The organism is Mesorhizobium sp. L-8-10, from assembly GCF_016756635.1.
Classification (GTDB): domain Bacteria; phylum Pseudomonadota; class Alphaproteobacteria; order Rhizobiales; family Rhizobiaceae.
Window position 1 is genome coordinate 5,280,260 of sequence record NZ_AP023263.1, and the last position, 21,570, is coordinate 5,301,829.

Annotated in this window: 18 protein-coding genes and 1 pseudogene; 7 read left to right on the plus strand and 12 right to left on the minus strand. The window is 63.7% G+C overall.

The window, feature by feature from the left end; genetic code table 11:
* Window positions 1–2 precede the first annotated feature (2 nt).
* The 3 genes from JN280_RS24480 to JN280_RS24490 form a co-directional block, all read right to left on the minus strand.
* On the minus strand, window positions 3–1,457 hold the full coding sequence (locus tag JN280_RS24480; protein WP_202306093.1) for an aldehyde dehydrogenase family protein: 1,455 nt from the start codon (window positions 1,455–1,457) through the stop codon (window positions 3–5).
* 70 nt (window positions 1,458–1,527) lie between these two features.
* Window positions 1,528–2,697, minus strand: coding sequence for an alanine racemase (locus JN280_RS24485; RefSeq protein WP_202306098.1), 1,170 nt, complete (start codon window positions 2,695–2,697; stop codon window positions 1,528–1,530).
* A 20-nt stretch (window positions 2,698–2,717) separates the two neighbouring features.
* On the minus strand, window positions 2,718–3,584 hold the full coding sequence (locus JN280_RS24490; protein ID WP_202306101.1) for a GNAT family N-acetyltransferase: 867 nt from the start codon (window positions 3,582–3,584) through the stop codon (window positions 2,718–2,720).
* A gap of 237 nt (window positions 3,585–3,821) precedes the next feature.
* On the opposite strand from JN280_RS24490, the gene JN280_RS24495 reads away from it, so the two are divergent.
* The gene (locus tag JN280_RS24495; RefSeq protein ID WP_202306103.1) at window positions 3,822–4,760 is read left to right on the plus strand and encodes an ornithine cyclodeaminase family protein; all 939 of its coding nucleotides are present in this window, start codon (window positions 3,822–3,824) and stop codon (window positions 4,758–4,760) included.
* A 286-nt stretch (window positions 4,761–5,046) separates the two neighbouring features.
* On the opposite strand, the gene JN280_RS24500 is transcribed toward JN280_RS24495, so the two are convergent.
* From JN280_RS24500 to JN280_RS24510, 3 genes are all read right to left on the minus strand, one after another.
* Complete coding sequence (locus JN280_RS24500) at window positions 5,047–6,369, minus strand: NAD(P)/FAD-dependent oxidoreductase (protein WP_202306105.1); 1,323 nt, start codon at window positions 6,367–6,369, stop codon at window positions 5,047–5,049.
* Window positions 6,370–6,663: 294 nt separating this feature from the next.
* Complete coding sequence (locus tag JN280_RS24505; RefSeq protein ID WP_202306106.1) at window positions 6,664–7,872, minus strand: ISAzo13 family transposase; 1,209 nt, start codon at window positions 7,870–7,872, stop codon at window positions 6,664–6,666.
* A 282-nt stretch (window positions 7,873–8,154) separates the two neighbouring features.
* A complete protein-coding gene (locus JN280_RS24510; protein ID WP_202306107.1) occupies window positions 8,155–9,033 on the minus strand; it encodes a LysR family transcriptional regulator in 879 nt (292 codons plus the stop codon).
* A 74-nt stretch (window positions 9,034–9,107) separates the two neighbouring features.
* Here JN280_RS24510 and JN280_RS24515 point away from each other — a divergent pair, with 74 nt between their 5' ends.
* The 6 genes and pseudogenes from JN280_RS24515 (at window position 9,108) to JN280_RS24540 (ending at window position 14,499) form a co-directional block, all read left to right on the plus strand.
* Window positions 9,108–10,175 carry a four-carbon acid sugar kinase family protein gene (locus JN280_RS24515; RefSeq protein ID WP_202306109.1) on the plus strand — a complete coding sequence of 356 codons (1,068 nt, stop codon included), beginning with the start codon at window positions 9,108–9,110 and terminating at the stop codon, window positions 10,173–10,175.
* On the plus strand, window positions 10,172–11,182 hold the full coding sequence (gene pdxA, locus JN280_RS24520; protein WP_202306111.1) for a 4-hydroxythreonine-4-phosphate dehydrogenase PdxA: 1,011 nt from the start codon (window positions 10,172–10,174) through the stop codon (window positions 11,180–11,182). The genes JN280_RS24515 and pdxA overlap by 4 nt, the downstream gene beginning before the upstream one ends.
* Complete coding sequence (locus tag JN280_RS40165; RefSeq protein ID WP_202306112.1) at window positions 11,182–12,237, plus strand: cupin domain-containing protein; 1,056 nt, start codon at window positions 11,182–11,184, stop codon at window positions 12,235–12,237. Before pdxA ends, JN280_RS40165 begins: the two co-directional genes overlap by 1 nt.
* Window positions 12,238–12,385: 148 nt before the next feature.
* Window positions 12,386–13,320 (plus strand): annotated as a pseudogene (gene ltaE, locus JN280_RS24530) (low-specificity L-threonine aldolase).
* Window positions 13,321–13,406: 86 nt separating this feature from the next.
* Entirely contained in the window at window positions 13,407–14,093 is a 687-nt protein-coding gene (locus tag JN280_RS24535; protein WP_202306113.1) for an aspartate/glutamate racemase family protein, read from the plus strand.
* Window positions 14,094–14,148: 55 nt separating this feature from the next.
* The gene (locus tag JN280_RS24540; RefSeq protein ID WP_244742012.1) at window positions 14,149–14,499 is read left to right on the plus strand and encodes a hypothetical protein; all 351 of its coding nucleotides are present in this window, start codon (window positions 14,149–14,151) and stop codon (window positions 14,497–14,499) included.
* A gap of 84 nt (window positions 14,500–14,583) precedes the next feature.
* On the opposite strand, the gene tdh is transcribed toward JN280_RS24540, so the two are convergent.
* The 6 genes from tdh to JN280_RS24570 form a co-directional block, all read right to left on the minus strand.
* Window positions 14,584–15,618 (minus strand): L-threonine 3-dehydrogenase, encoded by a 1,035-nt coding sequence (tdh, locus tag JN280_RS24545; protein WP_202306114.1) that lies wholly within the window; start codon window positions 15,616–15,618, stop codon window positions 14,584–14,586.
* Window positions 15,619–15,629: 11 nt separating this feature from the next.
* Window positions 15,630–16,817, minus strand: coding sequence for a glycine C-acetyltransferase (locus JN280_RS24550; RefSeq protein ID WP_202306115.1), 1,188 nt, complete (start codon window positions 16,815–16,817; stop codon window positions 15,630–15,632).
* On the minus strand, window positions 16,808–17,779 hold the full coding sequence (locus tag JN280_RS24555) for a homoserine kinase (RefSeq protein WP_202306116.1): 972 nt from the start codon (window positions 17,777–17,779) through the stop codon (window positions 16,808–16,810). Before JN280_RS24555 ends, JN280_RS24550 begins: the two co-directional genes overlap by 10 nt.
* A gap of 30 nt (window positions 17,780–17,809) precedes the next feature.
* Window positions 17,810–19,234, minus strand: coding sequence for a threonine synthase (gene thrC, locus JN280_RS24560; RefSeq protein WP_202306117.1), 1,425 nt, complete (start codon window positions 19,232–19,234; stop codon window positions 17,810–17,812).
* A gap of 79 nt (window positions 19,235–19,313) precedes the next feature.
* Window positions 19,314–20,624, minus strand: coding sequence for an NAD(P)/FAD-dependent oxidoreductase (locus JN280_RS24565; protein WP_202315022.1), 1,311 nt, complete (start codon window positions 20,622–20,624; stop codon window positions 19,314–19,316).
* Window positions 20,625–20,682: 58 nt separating this feature from the next.
* Window positions 20,683–21,561: an ABC transporter permease gene (locus tag JN280_RS24570; RefSeq protein ID WP_202306119.1), complete on the minus strand. Its 879-nt coding sequence runs from the start codon at window positions 21,559–21,561 to the stop codon at window positions 20,683–20,685.
* Between the last annotated feature and the right edge of the window lie 9 nt (window positions 21,562–21,570).

A 21,570-nucleotide genomic window follows, 5' to 3' on the forward strand; every position in this document is an offset into this window, starting at 1 on the left:
ACCTAGAAATAGCCGAGGATGGATTTGACCTCGAGATACTCCAACATGCCCTCGAGACCGTATTCGCGTCCGTTTCCTGATTGCTTGAAACCGCCAAACGGCGCGTGCGGGTCCCAGGCAGGGTAGTTGAGATGCACCTGACCGGAGCGGATCCGCGAGGCGACGTCTTTGGCACGGTCCATATCCCTGCCCTGCACATGCGCGCCGAGGCCATAGACGGTGTCATTGGCGATGGTGACGGCCTCGTCTACGGTGTCGTAGGGGATGATACAGAGAACCGGACCGAATATCTCCTCCTGGGCAATGCGCATGTCCGTGCGCACCTCGGAAAAAATCGTCGGCTTGACATAGAGCCCGACGTTCAGACCACCCGGGCGACCCGGTCCGCCGGCGACGACCTTCGCGCCTTCCGAGATGCCGACCCCGATCATGGTTTGAATACGGTCGAACTGGGCACCGTTGGCGATTGCGCCGTGTGTGGTGGTCTCCGCGAGAGGATCGCCGACGACGATCTCGCCCGCAGCGCGTTCGGCAATCGACTCGACCTGCGAAAGCAGGGCCCGCGGCACGATCATGCGCGTCGGCGCGCTGCACGACTGGCCGAGATTGCGGAAGCCGGCAGCCACGCCCAGCGCAACAGCGCGGTCGAGATCGGCATCGGGCAGGATCACGTTCGGCGACTTGCCGCCCAACTCCTGTGCCACGCGCTTGACCGTCGGCGCCGCTGCCTCTGCCACAGCGATACCGGCGCGGGTAGACCCGGTGATGGATATCATGTCCACATCCGGATGGGAGGCGAGAGCGGCGCCGACGCCTGCCCCGTCGCCATTCACCAGGTTGAAGACACCGGCAGGGAACCCGGCTTCCTCGATCGCCTCGGCAAACAGCAGGGGGCTCAAAGGCGAAAGCTCGCTCGGCTTCAGGACGACCGCGCAGCCCGCGGCGAGCGCCGGCGCGACCTTGGCGGTGATCTGGTAGAGCGGCCAGTTCCAGGGCGTGATCAACGCGCACACACCGATCGCTTCTCGCGTGACGGCCGTGTGGCCGCGCTGCTCGACGAAGGCGAAGGACTTCAGGACATCACGGGCGGTCTTCACATGGGCGACCGCGAGCGGAACCTGCGCCGAGCGCGCATAACCGATCGCCGCGCCCATTTCGAGGGTCAGGCACTGTGCGATCAGTTCGCCACGCGCCTCGAGCAGCGCCTGCAAGCGATCGAGCAAATCGGCGCGGTATTCCGGCTTGGTCCGGCTCCATCTGGCGAACGCCCGGCGCGCCGCGTCAACAGCCGCGTCCACGTCCGCGCCGTTCCCGAGCGGGAACCGGGCGACGACCGCCTCCGTCGCCGGATTGACCACGACGCCCTCGGCGGCGCCGCTCGGCGCGCGCCATTCGCCGCCGATGAAGAACTTGTCCAAGCGGCCGTTGCGGGACAAATGCTCGAGGGGCGTCATCATGTCACCAAGTCCTTCATGCGGTAGTAGGCACCGAGGATCGGCAGGATCCAGGGCGTGGAGATCGGAGCCCCTACCAGCCACGGATCCGCTCCCACCGCGCCTCGATTTCTGGGCTCGCTCCATTGACGACGCTGTAAAAGTCGTGCTGGCCGGCCATCGCGCAGGCGTGGTTGGGCAGGATGCGTACCCGCGCGCCGACCGGGAGGTTGGGCATCGTCTTGCCGGAGCCGTTGCGGATCGCAAGGATGCCGTGCTCCTGGCTGGCCTGGGCGACGATCACGTCTTCGAGCACCTGTCCTGCCTCGTCGCAGACCATGCCGTAGCCCTGATCCACCTGCTGGCTCGCGGTGCCACGATCGCGCGATAGCGCCATCCATCCCGCATCGACCAGCACCCAGCCCTTTTCCGGCTTGACACCGATGACCGTGGCCAGCACCGAAATCGCGAGATCGTCCACTGCACAGACCCCCACCCCGTGCTGGACGAGGTCGAAGAACATATAGACCCCCGCGCGTAGCTCCGTCACACCTTCCAGATTCTCGGTAAAATGCGCGGTCGGTGTCGATCCGAGGCTGACAATCGGGCACGCATGACCATGAGCCCGCAGGATTTCGGCGGCGCGCACCGTGGCTAGGCGCTCGGCCTCAGCCGCTTTTACCAGCGCATCGGGCGAGCTCAAGCCATAGGATTCGCCCGCATGGGCGAGGACGCCCGCGAAGTTGGCGCCCGCCGCGACGACCCTGCCGGCCACCTCAATGAGCTTGGGATCGTCCGGCTTCAATCCGCCGCGATGGTCGTCGCAATCCAGTTCGATGAGCACGGACGGCGTGATGCCCGTGGCCTGGCGCACATCGGCCAGGGCATCGGCCTGCTCAACGGTATCGAGCAGCAGCTTCAGGTCGATGCCGGTGCGGCGGCAAAGCTCCGCCGCACGAAGTGCCGAGGCCGGCGACAAGCCGACCGCATAGGTCATGTCGCTATAGCCGTGGCGGGCGAAGTATTCCGCCTCGGCGATGGTCGACACCGTGATCGGGCCGGGTTCAGTGGGGAACGCCCGTTGGGCCACGTCGATGCTCTTGGCCGTCTTCATGTGCGGCCGCAGGACAACGCCCAGCTTCCTGGCGCGATCGGCGAGACGCATTATGTTGCGATCGAGCTTTGCGCGATCCAGCAGCAGCGCCGGCGTGACAAGGCCGTCAACCTTCTGGATCGGTTTCAGCAATTCCGCGTTCGTTGCCATCTTCCCGATGTTCCTCATCACTAGCCGAAGGACTGGTTCGCCAAGGCATACATGCGGGCCGCGCCATCGGGCGTTGGCTGCCGCCCCTTGATCATGGCGGTGGCTCCGCCGACCCTGACAAGGCCCAGGCTTTGCAGCCAGTCGCCCAATCCATGTTCGGCATAGACGTCGATGCGCACGAACTGGCCGTGGAGCCTGGAAAGCCGATCAAGGATCAGGAGTTGCGCGTCTTCAGGGCTTTCGGCGGCAACAGGGCCGACCACGTAGCCGCGCCCGAACTTCCTTGCGATGGCGTAACCGGCGATCCTTCCACCGCGGTCTATCACCACCACCTCGCCCACTTCGGCAAGCGCGGCCACCATCGGCCCTCGCGGCATGCCGGTGGAGCGTTCGTCGAAAGCCTGGATCGCCGAAAGGTCGGAGACCGTTGCAGGTCGAACATCGTCGCGGGACTTCGCCGGCACGGCGACGTTCAGCGGGCCTTGATGCTGTAGGACGGCACCCCAGACGGTGAAGCCGCGCCGCTTGTAGAGAGGCAGCCCCTCTTCGGTCGAATTGAGCAGCACGTTGCGACCCTCAGTCGCCTGGAGCAAACCGTTGAAGAGCCGCGAGCCGTTGCCACCACCTTGCGCGGAGCGGGTAACGATGATCATCCCGGCCGAAGCATAGGCCTGCCCGTAGTTCCACCACATTGCAGAGCCGATCACCTCGCCCGCGCGCTCGAGGACAAGGCCCTCGCCGACCCTGGCGGCAAACTCCCAGTCCTCGCTGCGGTAAGGCCAGCCCATTTCCTGCGACAGCTTCAGCGCGCCGGGCACATGGCGCGGCTCGAAAGCGGTCAGTTCGGCCGGATCGCCGACAATGTCCATTTTGAGCCCAACGGCCATGCGCAAGCAGCCTTCATTCATCCAGAGATCGAAGCTCAAGGTGGCGCCCCGCGCGCAGATTTCGATGCTGTTTTTCCCGTAGAGATCAGCGCGATTGTTCGTTTTGGACGATTCTTCGGCATACCGGACCGCGCAATTCGGGCGAGGTATGTGCGGCGTCTTATATGGTCTCCGCCTTGCTCGCTCGACGATCCCCGCCACGCCCGCACAGTCATCAATGCCAGGGAGGTAGTCCAGATGATCTACATCAGTGAGGAAGAGTCTGCCGCCCTCGTCACCCACGAACTTGCTTTCGAGGCGACGCGGGCGGCTCTCGTGGCCGCGGCATCCGGGCACAGCGGTGTCTTTCCGGCGGTTCTGGGGCGCTCGCGGGAAGCGACCAACACGTTCTCGATCAAGTCCGGGTGGTCGGACAACCTGACAGGCGTGAAGATCGGCTCCTTCTGGTCCGGCAACCCGGCGCGGGGCCTTCCGCGCCACAACTCCACCATAGTGCTGCTGGATCAGCAGACAGGTCGGCTCCGCGCCGTGATCGAGGCCGGCAAGGTCAACGCCTACCGAACGGCTGCAGCCGACGCGGTTGCGGCCGACCTTCTCGCCCGGCAGGACGCCAAGGTTCTGGCGATCTTCGGCGCGGGCAACCAGGCGAGTTTCGAGGTCGCGGCGCTGACTCGCATCCGACCGATCGAAACCGTGCTGGTCGTGGCACGGCCTTCGGCGCGACGCGATGCTTTTGTCGGCCAGATCGGCGAAAGGGGCCTCGAGGCGCGCGCCGTATCGGCCGAAGAAGCCGTGCGCGCGGCCGACATCGTGGTGACGGCGACCCCCTCACGCGAACCTCTGTTCGATGCCGCGTGGGTGGAACCCGGAACCCATGTCGTCAGCATGGGATCGGATGCGCCCGGCAAGCAGGAATTGCCGGGCCAACTGCTGTCGATGGCAAGCCTGTTCTGCGACCTGCCCTCACAGTCCCTCCGGATTGGCGACTTTCAGCACGCTCGCGCGGAGATCGAGGCGGGCACGCTTACCGTGACGCCAATCGGCGACGTCATTGAGGGCCGTGTACCTGGACGCCGCCTCGAAGACGAAATCACCGTCTTCGACAGTTCCGGCATCTCCCTGCAGGATCTCTACATGGCCGACGCGCTGATCAGCGCAAAGGTGTCCCGCCGCTAGCCGTGGGCCGGGCCGCCCGATATCGAGTGTAGGCCTCACTCGAACGAAAGCCTGCATTGGGCTTCCAGCCATCGCGCAAGAACGTGAGCTTTCCCGGATGTCGTCGGTTGCAAGGCGAGTCTGTCCGCGGCCAGTCGGGCGGAGCCGAGACGAGCCGTCGCCTGGTGCAACTCCTGCCACCTTGCGCTTATGTACCGCGGACTTGGCGGGGGAACGTGGGGATTCCGCTCACCCGACCGCTGACACCTTGGCTTGGTGCGCGTCAGGTCTGACTTCCGGCTGATCTTCAGATAGCCGCGATGTCCAGCTTCGAGCCGTCAACCAGACGCGACAGGCGGAACGGTGTAGGATCGACGCAAGGCGTGTCGTTTACGACAAGCTCCGCGGCCAGATAGCCAAGCCCCGGGCCTAAACCGAAGCCGTGGCCCGAACAGCCCGCCGCGAGGACGAGGCCTTTCACCCCGTCGACCTGCGACACCACGGGCACTGCGTCCGGCGTGCAATCGACGAAACCACCCCAGGCGCTATCGATCCTTATGTCGGCCAGTTGGGGGAAGGTCTTGCGGACACTCTCCACCACTTGGCTTACCAGCCATTTCAAGGGTGGGGGATCCAGCACCCGACTTTGTTCGAATATCCGATCGTCGCTTGCCAAAAGGGCGGACAATGAATCCGGCCCCGAAAAGAACGATTGGCCAATGCCGAGCCTGACATTCTTCAGGCGACGGAAGAACTGCGGCATGAATTCCCGGCTATACCGGATAGCCCGGGGCGTGATTTCGAGGTTCGCCTTGCCGCTGATGGCAAGTGTATAGCTTCCGTCCAGTCGGCGCGTGATTGTGCAGTAGGGTGTGGAGATTGCCTCGCCTATGTTGATTGTCGGGGTGGAACGCAGCGCGGTCTGCCGGATACTCGCTTGGGGGAAACTGATCCCGAGCGGCCTCAGGAAGCGCGAAGACCAGGCGCCAGCGGCGCACAGCACGGCGCTGGTTCTGATGTAGCCCTTCTCCGTGTGCACGCCCGCGATTTTGCCATTGGCCAAGTCGAGCGCCCGCGCGGCGCATTCCTGGTGGATCGTGGCGCCCAGAACTCTGGCGCCCTCGGCGATAGCCGGCGCGGCGAGCGCAGGCTCGGCCTTACCGTCCCGTTCCGAATAGATCCCGCCGACCCATTTATCGCGCGCTTCGGGGACGCGCTCGGCCACCTCCGCCCGGCTGAGACTGCGGGTTTCGACGTCGTACTCCCTGGCGATCTCGCGCCACTTTTCCCAGCCGGCGAGCACAGCCTCGTCGTGAGTCGCAAAGAGGAGACCGCAGCGTCGAAATCCAAGGTCCCGATTGATATCGCGCGTCAGCTCGTCCCACAGTCGCAGGGAGATCACCGAGAGCGGCAGTTCGCGCCGGTCGCGGTTCTGCTGGCGGCACCAACCCCAGTTTCGGCTCGATTGTTCACATGCGACGTGGCCCTTCTCGAGCAGAGCCACGGAAAGGCCACGCTTCGCCAGAAAGTAGGCGGCCGTGGAGCCGAGGATGCCGCCGCCGACGATGACGACGTCCGCCTCGGCCGGGAGACGCTCATCACTGTGAATGCGTTCGACTCGGGGCGACATGTTCCAACCAACCTCGGCTGCCAGGAATGCGGAAGCAAAGTTCCGATCAGCCCTTCATCGCATCGTGCGCTCGAAAGAATGTGCCGAAATCATCGAGGACTTCGCCAGATGTGCGGATTTTTGATCGCTTGATCGATAGGATCTGCTCAAGCCCCACCGAATTCCAGTTCGGCACAGCGCGGCGCAACCTGCTCGCGAGTCCGTTTGGATCGAGCTTGAGGATCGTGGATCGGCTCAGTGTCGGGAGCGCCGGAACAGGCAAGACGACACTAAGGACAGCTGCAACGATAACCGCTACGCTATGGCCGACCGCCGCGGTTTGATTGTGTAATTCCATTCTGGATGGAACTGGTCGCCGGTGATATCGAGGGTCGCCATCTCGGCAGCCGAGACCTTCACGCCCTTCTCATAGGTGGTGGCGTCGAGCGCGCACTCGACCTTGAGCCCGGTCTTGGTCGTGGTCGCGCCGATCAACTCGACCACGGCGAGGCGATCCGTCAACGGACGGCCGCGCCAATTCTGCGTGATGTGGCAGAACAGTCGGTGCTCGATCTTGTTCCACTTCGACGTGCCCGGCGGATAGTGATGGACGTGGACGACAAGCCCGGTCTCGTCGGCGAGCTTCTGCAGTTCCACCTTCCACAGCCGCACGCGCGCCCCGTTGGAGCCGCCGCAGTCGGCGGTGATCGTCAGCGCGCCGGCCGAGGGATAGCGCTGGCGGCCCATGCGCTCGAGCCACGTGCGGATCGAGTGGACCGCGAACTCGGCGGTGTCGGCGGTGATGCCGACGCTGACCCAGCCCTCGTTGGCGGCCACGTCGTAGACGCCGTAGGGGACGACCTTGCCAAGCGTCGTGTCGACGAAGTCGTGCACCTTGACGCGCTGCGGGTCGCCCTTCGGGCGATAGTCGCTGCCGCCATTCTTGAAGGCGCCGACGAGCTCTTTCTTCTTTGTATCGACGGAGATGACGGGCTCACCGGCCGCCTGCGCGGCGACCACCTTGGCGTTGATGTGCGCGAACTGGGCATCGCGGTCGGGATGGTGCGCGCCTTCATCCGTCTTGCGGTTAAGCTGGCGCGAGAAGCCGAGCTTGACAAGCAGCTTGCGCACGCTGTTGGGGCTGATCGCATGGCCCATGTCGCCAAGCGCGCGCGCCAGCTTGTCCAGGCTCTTCGACACCCACAACAGAGGCCGCTCCGGATCACCCAAGGTCGCCGGCTCAACGAGGCGCTCAAGGTCGGCAAGCAGCGTCGGATCGCGCGCCGTCAACGGCCGCGGGCCGCCGCCTTCTCGGCGCACCCGACCGCGCGGCGCCGCCGCGTCGAGGTCTTTCAGCCCGCGCCCGATCGTCGAGCGGGCCAGCCCTGTGATCTCCGAGACCGCCGCCAGCCCACCCCGGCCCGCAGCGCGCGCCTCGCTCGCGGCGAACACGCGCCGGCCGCGCTCGTCGCGCTTCGAGCCGTCCGCCTCCCACCGCTGCTGGATCCCGCGCCGGTCGATCATGTCGCTACCGCTAGCGCGCCTCGCTCCGGCAGGGAATCCCTGCCGGGTGAGTCACACCGCCGCAGGTCGAGACAACCGACCGATTCAATTATCGTTGCAGCTGTCCTAACCAATGCGATCCCGGCGGAGCTGGTCGAGACCAAACTGGAAGATCGTCTGGTGATCTTGGAAGACACCGGCGTTGCGCCGCGGGGCCCTTACACGACCGACCCGCTGATCAGGGCAGCGGCGACCCGCGGCTAGGCCGCGCGCCGGGCCGCTTGCCGACATCGAATGTAGGCCTCACTCGAACGAAAGCCTGCATTGGGCTTCCAGCCATCGGGCAAGCGCGTGGGCCTTTCCAGACAATTCGGCTTCTCCCGTCCAGATGAGCCCGTAATGGCTTCCATCGGGATCGAAACCGGCCGGTGCGACGAGCCGCCCTCTCTCTATGTCGTCGGTTGCGAGGACCAGGGGACTGAGGGCAGCGCCAAGCCCCGCCGATGCGGCCTCAACGATCAGGAAGTGGTGGTCATAGAAGCGGATTTCCGTGGGGCGCCGCACCGATGGGTGGACGGCGAGCCATTGTGACCAGGCGTCCGGCCGGGTCTTTGAACCCAGCGCGATATACTCCCCCGAGGCAAAGGCCGGCGCGAGTTGAGGGCTCATCACCGGTCCAACCTTTTCTGGAAAAAGGCGCTGGACATGCGAGGCCTCTGGCAGCGCGAAATCGAGCCGTCGAATGGCCAGATCGATCCGGTCGCGACGAAACTCCACCGGGCCGCCGCCTACCGAGAGATGCAGCGCGATATCGGGATGCGCGCTCTGAAAGCTCGCCAGTCGCGGAATGAGCCAACGCATCGCGACCGAGGGCTCGCAGGAAAGCACCAGCACGTCCTGGCGAGCGTTGGCGGCGCGCAGATTTTCGATGGTTGTCGCCAGCTCCGTGAAGAACCGGCCAAGCGTAAGGTTGAGCGTCTCCCCTGCCGCCGTGAGGCGCAAGCCCCGACCGCTTTTCTCGAACAGCCTGAATCCGAGATCGTCGGACAATTTGGCGACCCGACGGCTGACGGCGCCATGGGTCAGGGCGAGACTGTCTGCGGCCAGCCGAACGGAGCCGAGACGAGCCGTCGTCTCGAACGCCCGAAGATCGTCCAGCGAGGGTATGTCGGACCGCTTCATCGGTGAATTTTTATCACCGCTTCCGTGTAGAAACTATCGCTTTTTAAGAGGCGCCGCGTCTGCATAATTGTTCCATGCGAACCAATAGCCAGCCTACGATCGGCATCCTCGCCGACGACCTGACCAGCGCCGCGGATGGCGCCGGCCCGTTTGTCGAGCGTGGCCTACGAGCAGTGGTAGGCAGGGGCCGCTTACCGGCGGTGGAAGGGACGATCGTCGCCGTCGACAGCGGGTCGCGGTCCGTCGACGCCTCGGCAGCGGCGGAACTCTCCGCGGGCCTTGCCGCACGGCTCGCCTCCCGCCAAATCCTGTACAAGACCGTGGACTCCACGCTGCGCGGACATATAACGGCGGAACTGGAAGCGGCGTTCAGGGCGAGCGGTCGCAAGACGCTTGTCTTTGCTCCCGCGTTCCCCACCGCGGGGCGCACGACCGTCAGCGGTGTTCAGCTTGTGGACGGCGTGCCGGTCGCGGAAACCCGTTATGGTCGCGACCCCGTTCATCCGGCGCGTCACTCGCGGCTGGTCGAGCTTGTTCCTGCCTGCATCGGCAATGTCGTCGTCATCGATGCGACCACCCAGGGCGATCTCGACAGAGAGATCGCTGCTATGCCGGAAGCGGAATCGATCCTCTGGGCAGGTTCTCCCGGCATGGCGATGGCGCTGGCGAAACGCTTCGCGCCGGCCGCGGCAGCATCGAATCCGGTCGTGCCCGCTGCTGGCGACATTCTCGTCGTGATCGGCAGCGCCAACTCGCTCAGCCATCGCCAGGCCGATCAGATCGCCACGCAGGCTCGGGTCACATTGCTTCGGGCTCCGGCCCAGCGCATGGATGATCCCCTGTCCGTCCTGCACGGTATCGCTCGGGACGCGGCCGAACGACTACGCCGCCAACCGTTTGATGTCGTGATCGCCACAGGCGGAGATACCATGGAAGCCATTCTCGACCTCCTGGAGATCGGCGCCTTCGAGATCCTGCGGGAGTTCGAGCCAGGCTTTCCGCTGGGCCGCGCTTTCCTTGGGGACGGGCGCGAGCTTCTTATCGGCATGAAGGCAGGTGGCTTCGGAGACGGCGACACGCTGCGGCGCGCAATCGCCGAGCTCCGCCCGAACATCGTGACGTCAGCACAGGCATTGCCATGACCCAATCTGCTCCTCTTGCCATCACGATGGGCGACGCCTCCGGCATCGGTCCGGAGATCGTGGCCAAGGCATTGGCGCCGGGAAGCCAGCGGGCCGTCGTGTTCGGCAGCCGCGTCGTGATGGGGGAGATCGTCCATCGTCTGGGCCTTGACCTAACGGTCAGGCATGTCGCCGGACCCGAAGAAGCACGCTTCGAGCCTCGGTCCATCGAGGTGGTCGAAACGACCCAAATCCTGGAGTTACCGCCGCTTGGGGTCGTCAACGCCATTTCCGGCCAGGCTTCCTTCGACGCAATCATAGCCGCGATCTCCGCGGCCAAGGCCGGCACCGTCAGCGGCATCGTAACCGCGCCGATCAACAAGGAAGCGATGGGATGCGCGGGCATCCGCTATCCCGGGCATACCGAGATTCTGGCCGACTATAGCGGCGCGAAGCGCGTTGCGATGATGCTGGCCAATGACGAAATCCGCACGGTTCTGGTGACGATCCACACCTCGCTCCGCAAGGCCATCTATCAGGCCGATTTTGACGCCCAGATGGCGGCTATCCGGCTGGCGCATGACGGCGGCAAGGCCCTCGGGATCGCGGCGCCACGCATCGCGGTCGCGGGGCTCAATCCGCATGCCGGCGAAGGCGGCCTCTTTGGCGATGAAGAAATCCGCATCATCCGGCCTGCGATCGAGGCGGCGCGCGCCGAGGGCATCGATGCCAGCGGTCCTTGGCCCGGCGACACCGTCTACATGCAGGCCCGCAAGGGTCGCTTCGATGTCGTAGTGGCCCAATATCACGACCAGGGCCTGATCCCTGTGAAATATCTCGGGCTCGAAAAGGGCGTGAACATCACCCTTGGCCTACCGTTCGTCCGCACAAGCCCCGACCATGGCACGGCGTTCGATATCGCGGGTCAGGGCGTTGCCGATTCCACCAGTTTGGAGACCGCAATCGCTTACGCCCGGCGGCTCGTTGCTGCGCAAACCAAGTCCCAAGAACGTGAAAGGGTAGTCTGATGGGCCTCCGCTTCATCTTCATGCTCACGCGCAACGACCGCACGGTCGAGGACGCGTCGAAACAACTTCAGACCGCCTTGAGGCTCGGCGTACGCCATATCGGCTTCAAGGACATCGGCTTGCCGATCGACCAGCTGAAGTCGCTCAATCAAGCCATCAAGGCCGGCGGCGCAACCTCCTATCTCGAAGTCGTCTCGCTCGACCGGGAGAGCGAGATCGTCTCCGCAAAGGCCGCGGTCGAGATCGGCGTCGACATCCTGCTGGGCGGTACGCGCGTTGACGACGTTCTGCCGATCGTTACCGGCAGCAGCCTGCAATACTTCCCCTTCCCCGGGCGCATCAGCGGTCACCCGAGCGTGCTCGAAGGCACGATCGGGGAGATTGTCGAGAGCGCCAAGGCGCTGACCGCGCGCGACGGGGTGCATGGTCTCGACCTGCTTGCCTATCGCTCCAGGGAAGACGTCCCGACCCTCATCAGGCAGGCCTGCGCGGCCGTGTCCAAACCGGTCTACGTCGCCGGCTCGATCGACACGCCCGAGCGGATCGCAGTGGTCAAGGACGCCGGCGCCGCCGGCTTCACGATCGGTACCGCCGCGCTGGACGGCAAATACCCGGCGCCGGAAAAGGATGTGTCGAGCCAGCTCGCTGCGATCCTGCGCGACGTCGCCACGCTCAACCGGCACATCTCGCCCTTCCACAAGAAGAACCTGGCCAACGCCTTCGCCCATGTCCCCGATACCCGTTCGCCCACGGTCGAGGGACAGGTCAACAACATGCAGATCAAGCTCGCCAAATTTGCCGGTGAGCAGGCTTGGCACTTCCGTCCGCAGGTCGATGAGCTGATCCTGGTGCATAAGGGCCGCCTGCTGATGAAGTTCCGTGATCGCGAGGAGATGGTGGAGGCCGGCGAATTCATCGTTGTGCCGCATGGCGTCGAACATTGCCCTGTCGCGATCAGTGACACCTGCGAAGTGATGTTGATCGAGCCAGGCACCTCGGTGAACACGGGCTCGGCAAAAGATTCGGGCAAGGTGGTCGAGCTCGGCCGCGCGTGAGGCATGCTCACAACGCCATAAGCTGTACCGTCACCCAGCGGCGCGCTGGCCTACCTCGATAGGACTTCGATCGTGCGATCCAAAACCATCCGGCTCGACTTCCGGGTCCGATACTGTCACCCGCCCTACCCCCCAGATGCGCGCGGCGATGGCAGCCGCCGAGGTGGGTGACGATGTCTTGGGCGATGATTTCACAGTGAAAGCGCTGGAGACGCGCCTTGCCGCCATGTTCGGCAAGGAAGCAGGCCTGCTGCTGCCGACCGGGACCATGGCCAATCTCGCGGCGAGGAGTACCTCTGCGGAAACGAAGCTCACACCTATCTGTGGGAAGCGGGGGGCGCCGCCGTGCTCGGCTCGGTTCAGCCACAACAGTTGCCGGTCCGTGCCGATGGTACGATCCGCATCGGCGATCTTCATGCGGCGGTGAAGGCCGACGACCCCCATTTTGCTGTCACACGACTGGTGTCGATAGAGAATACGTTTGTCGGGCGGATACTTCGGCCGGAGTATCAGGACGAGGTGGTCGGCTTCGCGCGGGAGCGGGGTCTCGCCACCCACCTTGACGGCGCGCGGGTGTTCAACGCGGCCGTGGGGCTTGGCGTCAATGGCGGCCGTTTGGCAGAGGGCTTTGACAGCGTGTCTGTATGCCTCTCGAAGGGGCTGGGAGCGCCGCTTGGCTCGGTGCTGGTCGGGGATGCCGCGCTGATCGCCCGAGCGCACCGTTGGCGCAAGATGCTCGGCGGGGGCATGCGGCAGGCAGGAATAGTTGCAGCGGCGGGCCTGCATGCGCTCGACCATCATGTCGAACGTCTGGCCGAGGATCACGCCAACGCCAAGGCACTCGCGGATGGATTCTCGGGAACCAAGGGACTGACGGTGACACCGCCGCAGTCCAACATGGTGTTTGTGGATCTCGCGCCCGAGCTGGCGACCCGGCTATCCGAAGCATTGCCTGATCGAGGCATAGCGGCCAGTTTCTGGCCGGGTGGACGCATGCGCTGGGTCACCCATCTCGACGTCGATCGTGTCGCCGTTGACGAGGCAATCGTAGCGGTGCGCGAGGTCGCTGAGAGTCAAAGATGAAGGACGCCCCAAGGAGATAGAGAAACGTTGGCGGAATGATCAACTGGCGAGCTTCTGGAGAGAGCAGCCAAGATAGGAGAAAGCCAGTGCATGTGGGTTTGATAGGTGGCATTGGTCCAGCGGCCACCTGCGTCTACTATGAAGCGATCGTAGGGTCGTTCGCGACAACGGGCCTCAAGCTTGAGCTGACTATTGCCCATGCTGATCTGCGGGAAATGATAGCAAATATGGAAGCTGGCAGAGCCGAACAGCAGGCAGAAATCTTTGCCCGTCACATTGAGCAACTGCGGGCCGCTGGCTGTCAGGCTGCCGCGGTCACGTCGATGGGTGGTCACTTCTGCATCAACGAACTCAAGGCCATATCGCCGCTCCCGATCATCGACGCCGTCCCTGCCCTCGATGCATTCTTTTCGGCGCATCAAGCAAGCTGTGTAGGAGTCCTCGGAACCCGAAAGGTGATGGAGACGAAGCTCTATGGTGTCGCGACGGTTGAGGTTATCGCCCCCGACTCGGATCAGATCGATGACGTTCACGATGCATACTTGCGAATAGCAGCCAGTGGTGTTGCGGGTGAGAAAATTTCGGAGTTTTTCATCGAAGCGGGAGCACGGCTTTGTCGAGCCGGCGCGGAGCTCATTGTTCTTGGTGGGACCGATCTTTCAGTCGCCTTTAAAGGCAGGACGCCAGACTACCCTGTAGCGGATACCGCACTGATCCACGCTGCGGCGATCTCGCAGGCTGCAATGGGACATCGGCCCACCCGACAGATCTAGCACTGCTTTAGCTGAATTCGTGATGGGGTTGGTCCCGTATACGCCAACAATGGGCATGTTCGATCTGGCGGTCAGCGCGTTCGCACGCTTCAATGACACCTCCTCCTTGAGGATCGCCGGTCAGATCAACGACATGCAGATAAAGCTGGCGAAATCTGACGTATTCGTCTGGTACTTCCATAAGAGCGAGGATGAATTTCGTGCACAAGGGCCGCCTGCTGGTGAAGTTCCGCGATCGGGACGAGATCATCGAGGAAGGCGAATTCATCGTCGTCCCGCATGGCGTCGAACATTGCCGTGTGGCTTTGGACAATACTGCGAGGTAGCGCTGTTCGAACCGGACACCACGCTTGATACCGGCACGGCAACAAACGAGCGAACGGTGACCGAACTCGGCCACATCTAGACGGATGTGGCCACTTGGGGGCGGCTGGTACTTGAAGCAGAGAGCCAGGGCCGCGAGGCCCCAAGTCTCGTCTAAAGCACAACCCTACCAGTCCATGACCACCTTGCCGGAGTTTCCGGAGCGCATGGCGTCGAAGCCTGTCTGGTAGTCGTCAACGCCGATGCGATGAGTGATCAGCCCGGAGACGTCGAGCGGCCCCTGTACGAGCGCGATCATCTTGTACCAGGTCTCGAACATCTCGCGGCCGTAGATGCCCTTGAGATGCAGCATCTTGAAGATGACCTTGTTCCAGTCGATCTCGAAACCGGTCGGCGCGATGCCGAGGATGGCGATCTTGCCGCCATTGTTCATGGTGTCGATCATGTCGCGGAAGGCGTGCGCCGAGCCCGACATTTCGAGGCCGACGTCGAAGCCCTCCGTCATGCCCTCCTCTTTCATCACGTCGCGCAGCTTTTCCTTGGAGGCGTCGACGACGTGGTGGACGCCCATCTTGCGGGCGAGGTCGAGCCGCACCGGGTTGATGTCGGTGATGACGACCTTGCGGGCGCCGACGCACTGCGCCACCATCGCGCCCATGATGCCGATCGGCCCGGCGCCGGTGACCAACACGTCCTCGCCGACGAGATCGAACGAAAGAGCCGTATGCACCGCGTTGCCGAGCGGGTCGAAGATCGCCGCAATTTCATCGGGCACGTTGTCGGGGATCGGCACGACATTGTTCTGCGGGATGGCGACATATTCGCCGAAGGAGCCCGGGCGGCTGACGCCGACGCCCAGCGTGTTGCGGCACAGATGTCCCCTGCCCGCGCGGCAGTTGCGGCAGTGGCCGCAGACAATGTGGCCCTCGCCGGAGACGCGCTGGCCGATCTTGTATTCGCTGACGGCCGCGCCGAAATCGGCGACCGTGCCGACGAACTCGTGACCGGTAACCATCGGCACCGGCACGGTTTTTTGGGCCCACTGGTCCCAATTGTAGATGTGGACGTCGGTGCCGCAGATGGCCGACTTTTTCACCTTGATCAGTACGTCGTTCGGGCCGATCTCGGGGATCGGCACGCGCTCCATCCATATGCCGGGTTCGGCCTTTGCCTTAACGAGGGCCCGCATCATGTTGGACATATTGTTGTTCCTCAGGAAATGATGCCGAGTTCCTTGCCCACCTCGCCGAACGCCGTCACCGCGCGGTCGATGTCGGCGGTGGAGTGCGCGGCGGACATCTGGGTGCGGATGCGCGCCTGACCCTTCGGCACCACGGGGAAAGAGAAGCCGATCACATAGATGCCGCGCTCAAGCATCATTTCCGCCATGCGCGATGCCAGCGCCGCATCTCCGATCATCACCGGGATGATCGGGTGATCGGCGCCCGCCAACGTGAAGCCAAGCTTGGTCATGCCCGAGCGAAACCGCTCTGCATTCTGGTAGAGCCGCTTCCGTAGCGCGTCACCCCTCTCGATAATGTCGAAGACCTCGAGCGACGCCGCAGCGATCGCCGGCATCAGCGTGTTGGAAAAGAGATAGGGCCGCGAACGCTGGCGCAGCCACTCCACCACCGGCTTGCTGGCGCTTGTATAGCCGCCTGAAGCGCCACCCAAAGCCTTGCCCAACGTTCCAGTGATGATGTCTACCCTGCCCTCGACGCCGCAATGCTCGGCCGAACCGCGGCCATGTTTTCCGACAAAACCGACCGCGTGGCTGTCGTCCACCATCACCATCGCCTCGTATTTTTCCGCGAGGTCGCACACACCCTTGAGGTTCGCGATGATGCCGTCCATCGAGAAGACGCCGTCCGTGGCGATCAGCTTGAAGCGGCTACCCTCGGCCTTCTTCAGCTCCTCCTCCAAGGCACCCATGTCGTTGTTGGCGTAGCGAAGGCGCTTGGCCTTCGACAGCCGCACGCCGTCGATGATCGAGGCATGGTTGAGTGCGTCGGAGATGATCGCGTCTTCCTCGCCAAGCAGCGTCTCGAACAGGCCTCCATTAGCATCGAAGCACGAGCCGTAGAGGATCGTGTCCTCCATGCCAAGGAAGCTGGATATCTTCGTCTCGAGCTGTTTGTGCTCCTCTTGGGTGCCGCAGATGAAGCGCACCGAGGCCATGCCATAACCATAACGGTCGAGCGCGGCCTTCGCAGCCGCCTGCAAGTCCTCGCTATCTGCAAGCCCGAGATAGTTGTTGGCGCAGAAATTGAGCAGTTTCCTGCCGCCGACCTCGATCTCGGCGGACTGAGGAGAGGTGATGACGCGCTCGGACTTGTAGAGGCCGTCCGCCTCCATCTGTGAAAGAAGTTCTCGAATGTGGCCTTCCAAGGTCATCGCCATGATGCCTCTAACTCCCGTGTTGTGTTCTCTCCACAAAGCCCGCGAAGGATGCGCTCGAAGTGGCTGGGATCGTGTGCATTGAGCAGCGCGGCCTCGCGAGGCAGGTGCAGATCCCAGAGACGCGAAAGCCAGAAGCGAAATGCTCCGGCCCGCTGCATTGCCGGAAGCAATCTGTGTTCGGCCGGAGCAAGAACGCGCACCGATTCATAGCCGGCTAGCAATGCGGCGGCTCGCGATTCGTGCTGGCGACTGGTGCAACCATCGACGCACCAGTCGTTCAGGCACACAGCGATATCGAACAGAAGCGCGTCGCAGCCCGCGAAATAGAAATCGAAAACGCCCGTCAGGCGCTCGCCGACAAACAATGCGTTGTCGCGAAAAAGATCGGCGTGAACTGGCCCTCTGGGAAGGTACGCGTAGGATGCCGAGGCCGCCAACTCCTTCTGGAAAGCCAGCTCACTCGCGAACAGCGAGCGCTGCGCATCGGACATGAAGCGGCAGACCACCGGCGCCACTTCGTCCCACCAGGAGAGACCTCGCGGATTGTCCTGATGCCGCGGGTAGTCGCGCCCGGCCACGTGCATCTGCGCCAGGAATTCGCCGATCGCGTGGCAATGCGCGTCGCCCGGAGCTGTCACGCTCTCGCCCTCAAGCCGGTCGACGACGACGGCAGGCCGGCCCTTCAGCGCGTGAAGGATTTCGCCACCGCCGTTGGCGACCGGGTTCGGAACCGGCATACCCCGCGCCGCGAGATGCTTCATGAGATGGAGATAGTACGGCAATTGCCCGCTCATGAGCCGCTCGAACAGCGTGAGCACATAGGCGCCGGTGTCGGTGTCGACGAAATAGTTGGTGTTTTCGATCCCGCTCGTGATGCCGCGAACGGAACGCGGCCTGCCCAGTCCCAGCGCCCGAAAGAACGCCGCGACCTCGTCGTCCGAGAGTTCTGTGTACACGGCCATGGACAAACAGCTCCCGACGCGGCGTTTTCTCTAGCCTGCGCCCTGCAGGGTCTCGGAGATGTAGCTCTTGACGGCTTGCGCATCGACGGGAAGGACTTTGAACCGTTTCGGCAGGTCTTCCAGGCCGTTGAACCGCCGCGGACGGTTCGGCTCGCGACCCAGAGCTTCCCGGATGGTTTCGGCAAATTTCACCGGCAGCGCGGTCTCGAGCACGATCATCGGCGTTTGCGAATCGGCGTGCTCGCGTGCCACCTTCAGGCCATCGGCCGTGTGCGGATCGATGAGCGTGCCGGAACGCTCCCAAGTGTCACGGATCGTGGCCAGTCGGTCGGCATGGATGCTCCTGCCGCTGCAAAAGCCAAAACGATCCGCGCCCTGGGAGAATGCGGGATCCCCGCTGAGATCGAAGGACCCGCATTGGCGCAGCTGATCACCGAACAGCGATTTCGTCCGCCTCGCGTCGCGGCCGATCAGGTCGAATACGAACCGCTCGAGATTCGACGCCTTGGAAATGTCCATGGACGGGCTCGAGGTCTCGAACGTGTCGGCACGCCCGCGCACGCGATAGACACCGGTGCGGAAGAACTCATCCAGAACATCGTTCTCGTTCGTCGCCACGACGAGACTGGATATCGGAAGTCCCATCATCCGCGCGACATGGCCGGCGCAGACATTGCCGAAATTGCCCGACGGAACGGTGAAGGCGACACGGGTGCCGCCGTTCCTGGCGACTTGAAAGTAGCAGTGGAAGTAATACACCACCTGAGCCATCAGCCGGGCCCAATTGATCGAATTGACGGCTCCGATCCGGTGACGCCGCTTGAAGTCAGCATCGCCGGACACAGCTTTCACGATGTCCTGACAATCGTCGAACACACCTTCGATGGCGAGGTTGTGGATGTTGTCGTCCTGAAGGCTGAACATCTGAGCCTGCTGAAAAGCGCTCATCCGACCATGCGGCGACATCATGAAGACCCGCACACCGTTCTTGCCGCGCATCGCGTATGCGGCCGCGCTCCCCGTGTCGCCGCTGGTGGCGCCAAGAATGTTGAGTTCCTCGCCCCGATGCGCCAGCTCGTACTCGAGCAGATTGCCGAGCAACTGCATCGCCATGTCCTTGAACGCCAGCGTGGGGCCGTTCGACAGCTCCAGAACGTAGACTCCCGTCTCAAGTGGCCGCACGGGTGCTATCTCGCGGGATCCAAAGATCTGCGCCGTGTAGGTCTTTTCACATATCGTCTTCAGGTCCACGGGCGGAATATCGTCGACGTAGAGCGACAGGATTTCGAAGGCAAGGTCCGGGTAGGACAGGCCACTCCAACGGCTCAGCATGATGCCGTCCACCTGCGGGTAGGCCTCGGGCACATACAACCCGCCGTCCGGCGCGAGACCTTCGAGCAGGATCTCGCAAAACGCCTTGCGCTCGGGATGGCCCCGTGTGGATATGTAGTGCATCGGAAACTCTTCCTTGTGGACGCAGCTATGTGGCTATCGTCACGACAGCTTGCGTCGGGCTGACCGACCTTTCGTCTTCTCAGCGCCGGGCGCGCAACCAGGCGATCTTGTCCTGCAGTGCATAACCCTTGATGATCGCGGGCATGAACCAGGCGTTGCCGTTGAAGAACGGCACCGCCGCTGGCGCACGGAAGTCAAAAGCCGAACGTGCCTTGTCGACATGGCCCATGAGCTTGTGCGCCGCGTGCATGCCGACCCAAGGCGCCCAGACGACGCCGGAACCGCAAAAGCCGGACGCATAGAGCAGGCCGTCCTTCTCGAAGATGCGGGGGATCATGTCGCGGTTCATCGCCACGTTTCCAAACCAGCTGTGCGACAGGCGAACGTCTTCCAGTTCCGGGAAGATCTCGACCAGGCCGTTGCGCAGGCGGATCGTTGGTTCCGCTGGATCGCCCGCGCGCGAACTGTCGCGTCCACCCAAGAGGATGCGCTTTCCGTCCGGCGAAGGCCGGTAGTAGAAACCCAGTTGGCGGTTCTCACCCATCATCATCAGCTTCGGCATCAGCCGGGCCATCAGGTCAGGCGACAGTTCCTCCGTCGCGATGATGCGCGCGCGAACCGGCACCAAGCGGCGGCGCAGGAAGGGTGCTGCGTCATCGGTATAGCCGTTGGAGCAAACCAGAACCTGCCGCGCCTGCACCGTGCCGGCCGAAGTCTTGACGCTGAACCCGTTGCCGTCGCGCGTAATCGCGGTGACCGGCGTGTTCGCGTGCACGGTCAGACCCGAGGCCAGCGCCACGCGCAAGAGTTCGGCATGGAACTTGGCCGGATGCAGCCCGCCAATGTCCATGCGCACCGTGCCGCCGCGGTAGAAGTCGGTCCCGATATAGCTTTGCTGCTCGGCATGAGGAACGGCGTAGGACTCGATCCCCAGCACCCTGGCCAGCCTCTCGGCGCCGTGGGCCATGGCGTCGTAATGGTTGTATCCGAGCGCGCCCTTGAAGTTGCCGACCAGCCGGAAGTCGCAGTCGAGCCCCTCGGTCTTGATGAAGTCGTAGAGGAACTCTCGCGCGCGCTTGCCCTCCTGCTCGATGGCGATCGCCTTGTCCTCGCCGAAGCGCCTGGCGATCGTGGCGTAGTCCGGCCGGATCGTGCCGCTGGTCACGCCGCCGTTGCGCGACGAGGCCCCTTCGCCCGGCATCATCGCATCGAAGGCCGCAACCGAACGTCCCTCGCGCGCCAGCGTCATTCCGGCGGAGAGGCCGGCATAGCCCGCGCCGACGATCGCCACATCCAGAGTCTTGGCCAAAGGCTGCGGCGGCAGCGGCCTGACGGGCGCGGCCTCCCACCAGTAGGGCGTGTTCTTGGCAGCGACTTTTGGCTGTTGCACCTGAACAGCTTTCTGCTGCGTGTTGACGATCGACGGTGTGCCGCGCGCGCTGACGAGATCAGACACGATCGTCCCTCACGTCGAGCGCGTCGCGCAGGCCGTCGCCGATGAAGTTGAAGCTGGTCACCGCGATGGTGATGGCCGCTCCGGGAATGATCGCCAGCCACGGGGCGCTCGCCAGATACTGCTGCGCGCCGTTGAGCATGTTGCCCCAACTCGGCAGAGGCGGCTGGATGCCATAGCCGAGAAAGCTGATGTAGGACTCCATGAGAATAGCGCGGGCGACGGTAAGCGTGGCGGCGACGATGATAGGGCCCATGGCGTTGGGGAGTATCTCGCGGAACATGATGTAGGTCCTGCTCAATCCCAGCATCCGTCCAGCCAGCACGAACTCGCGCTCGCGCAGCGAACGCACCTCGGCGTCGACGATGCGGGCGACCTCCATCCAGCTTGTCAGCGCGATGACGACGGTGATCATCGACGCGCTGGGTTTCAGAGCGGCCGCCAGGGCCAACAGCAGGAAGATTGAAGGGAACGACAGGAAGCCGTCGACCGTGCGCATCAGCGATGCGCCGACCCACCCGCCTCGATAGCCCGCGATCACGCCCACGATCGTCCCGACGAGTATCGAGAGCACCATCGCGGAGACACCCACGAGGAGCGACGTCCTGCCGGCCATGAACAATCTTGCCGCGATGTCGCGACCCAAAGGATCGGTGCCCAGATAGTGATCGCCGGTGAAGGGCGGAGCGAAGCGCGCACGCAGATCGATATACAGCGAGTCGTACGGCAGCAGGTGAGGCCCGACGACACAGGCAAGTGTCAGCAGGCTGATCATCACCAGCCCGAGCAGCGCCAGTCGATGGCCGAGGAAGCGGCGCATGACGCGACTGTCCCACCAATGGCTGTGCTCCGTTACTGCGGCGATGGCGGTCATGTCATGGCC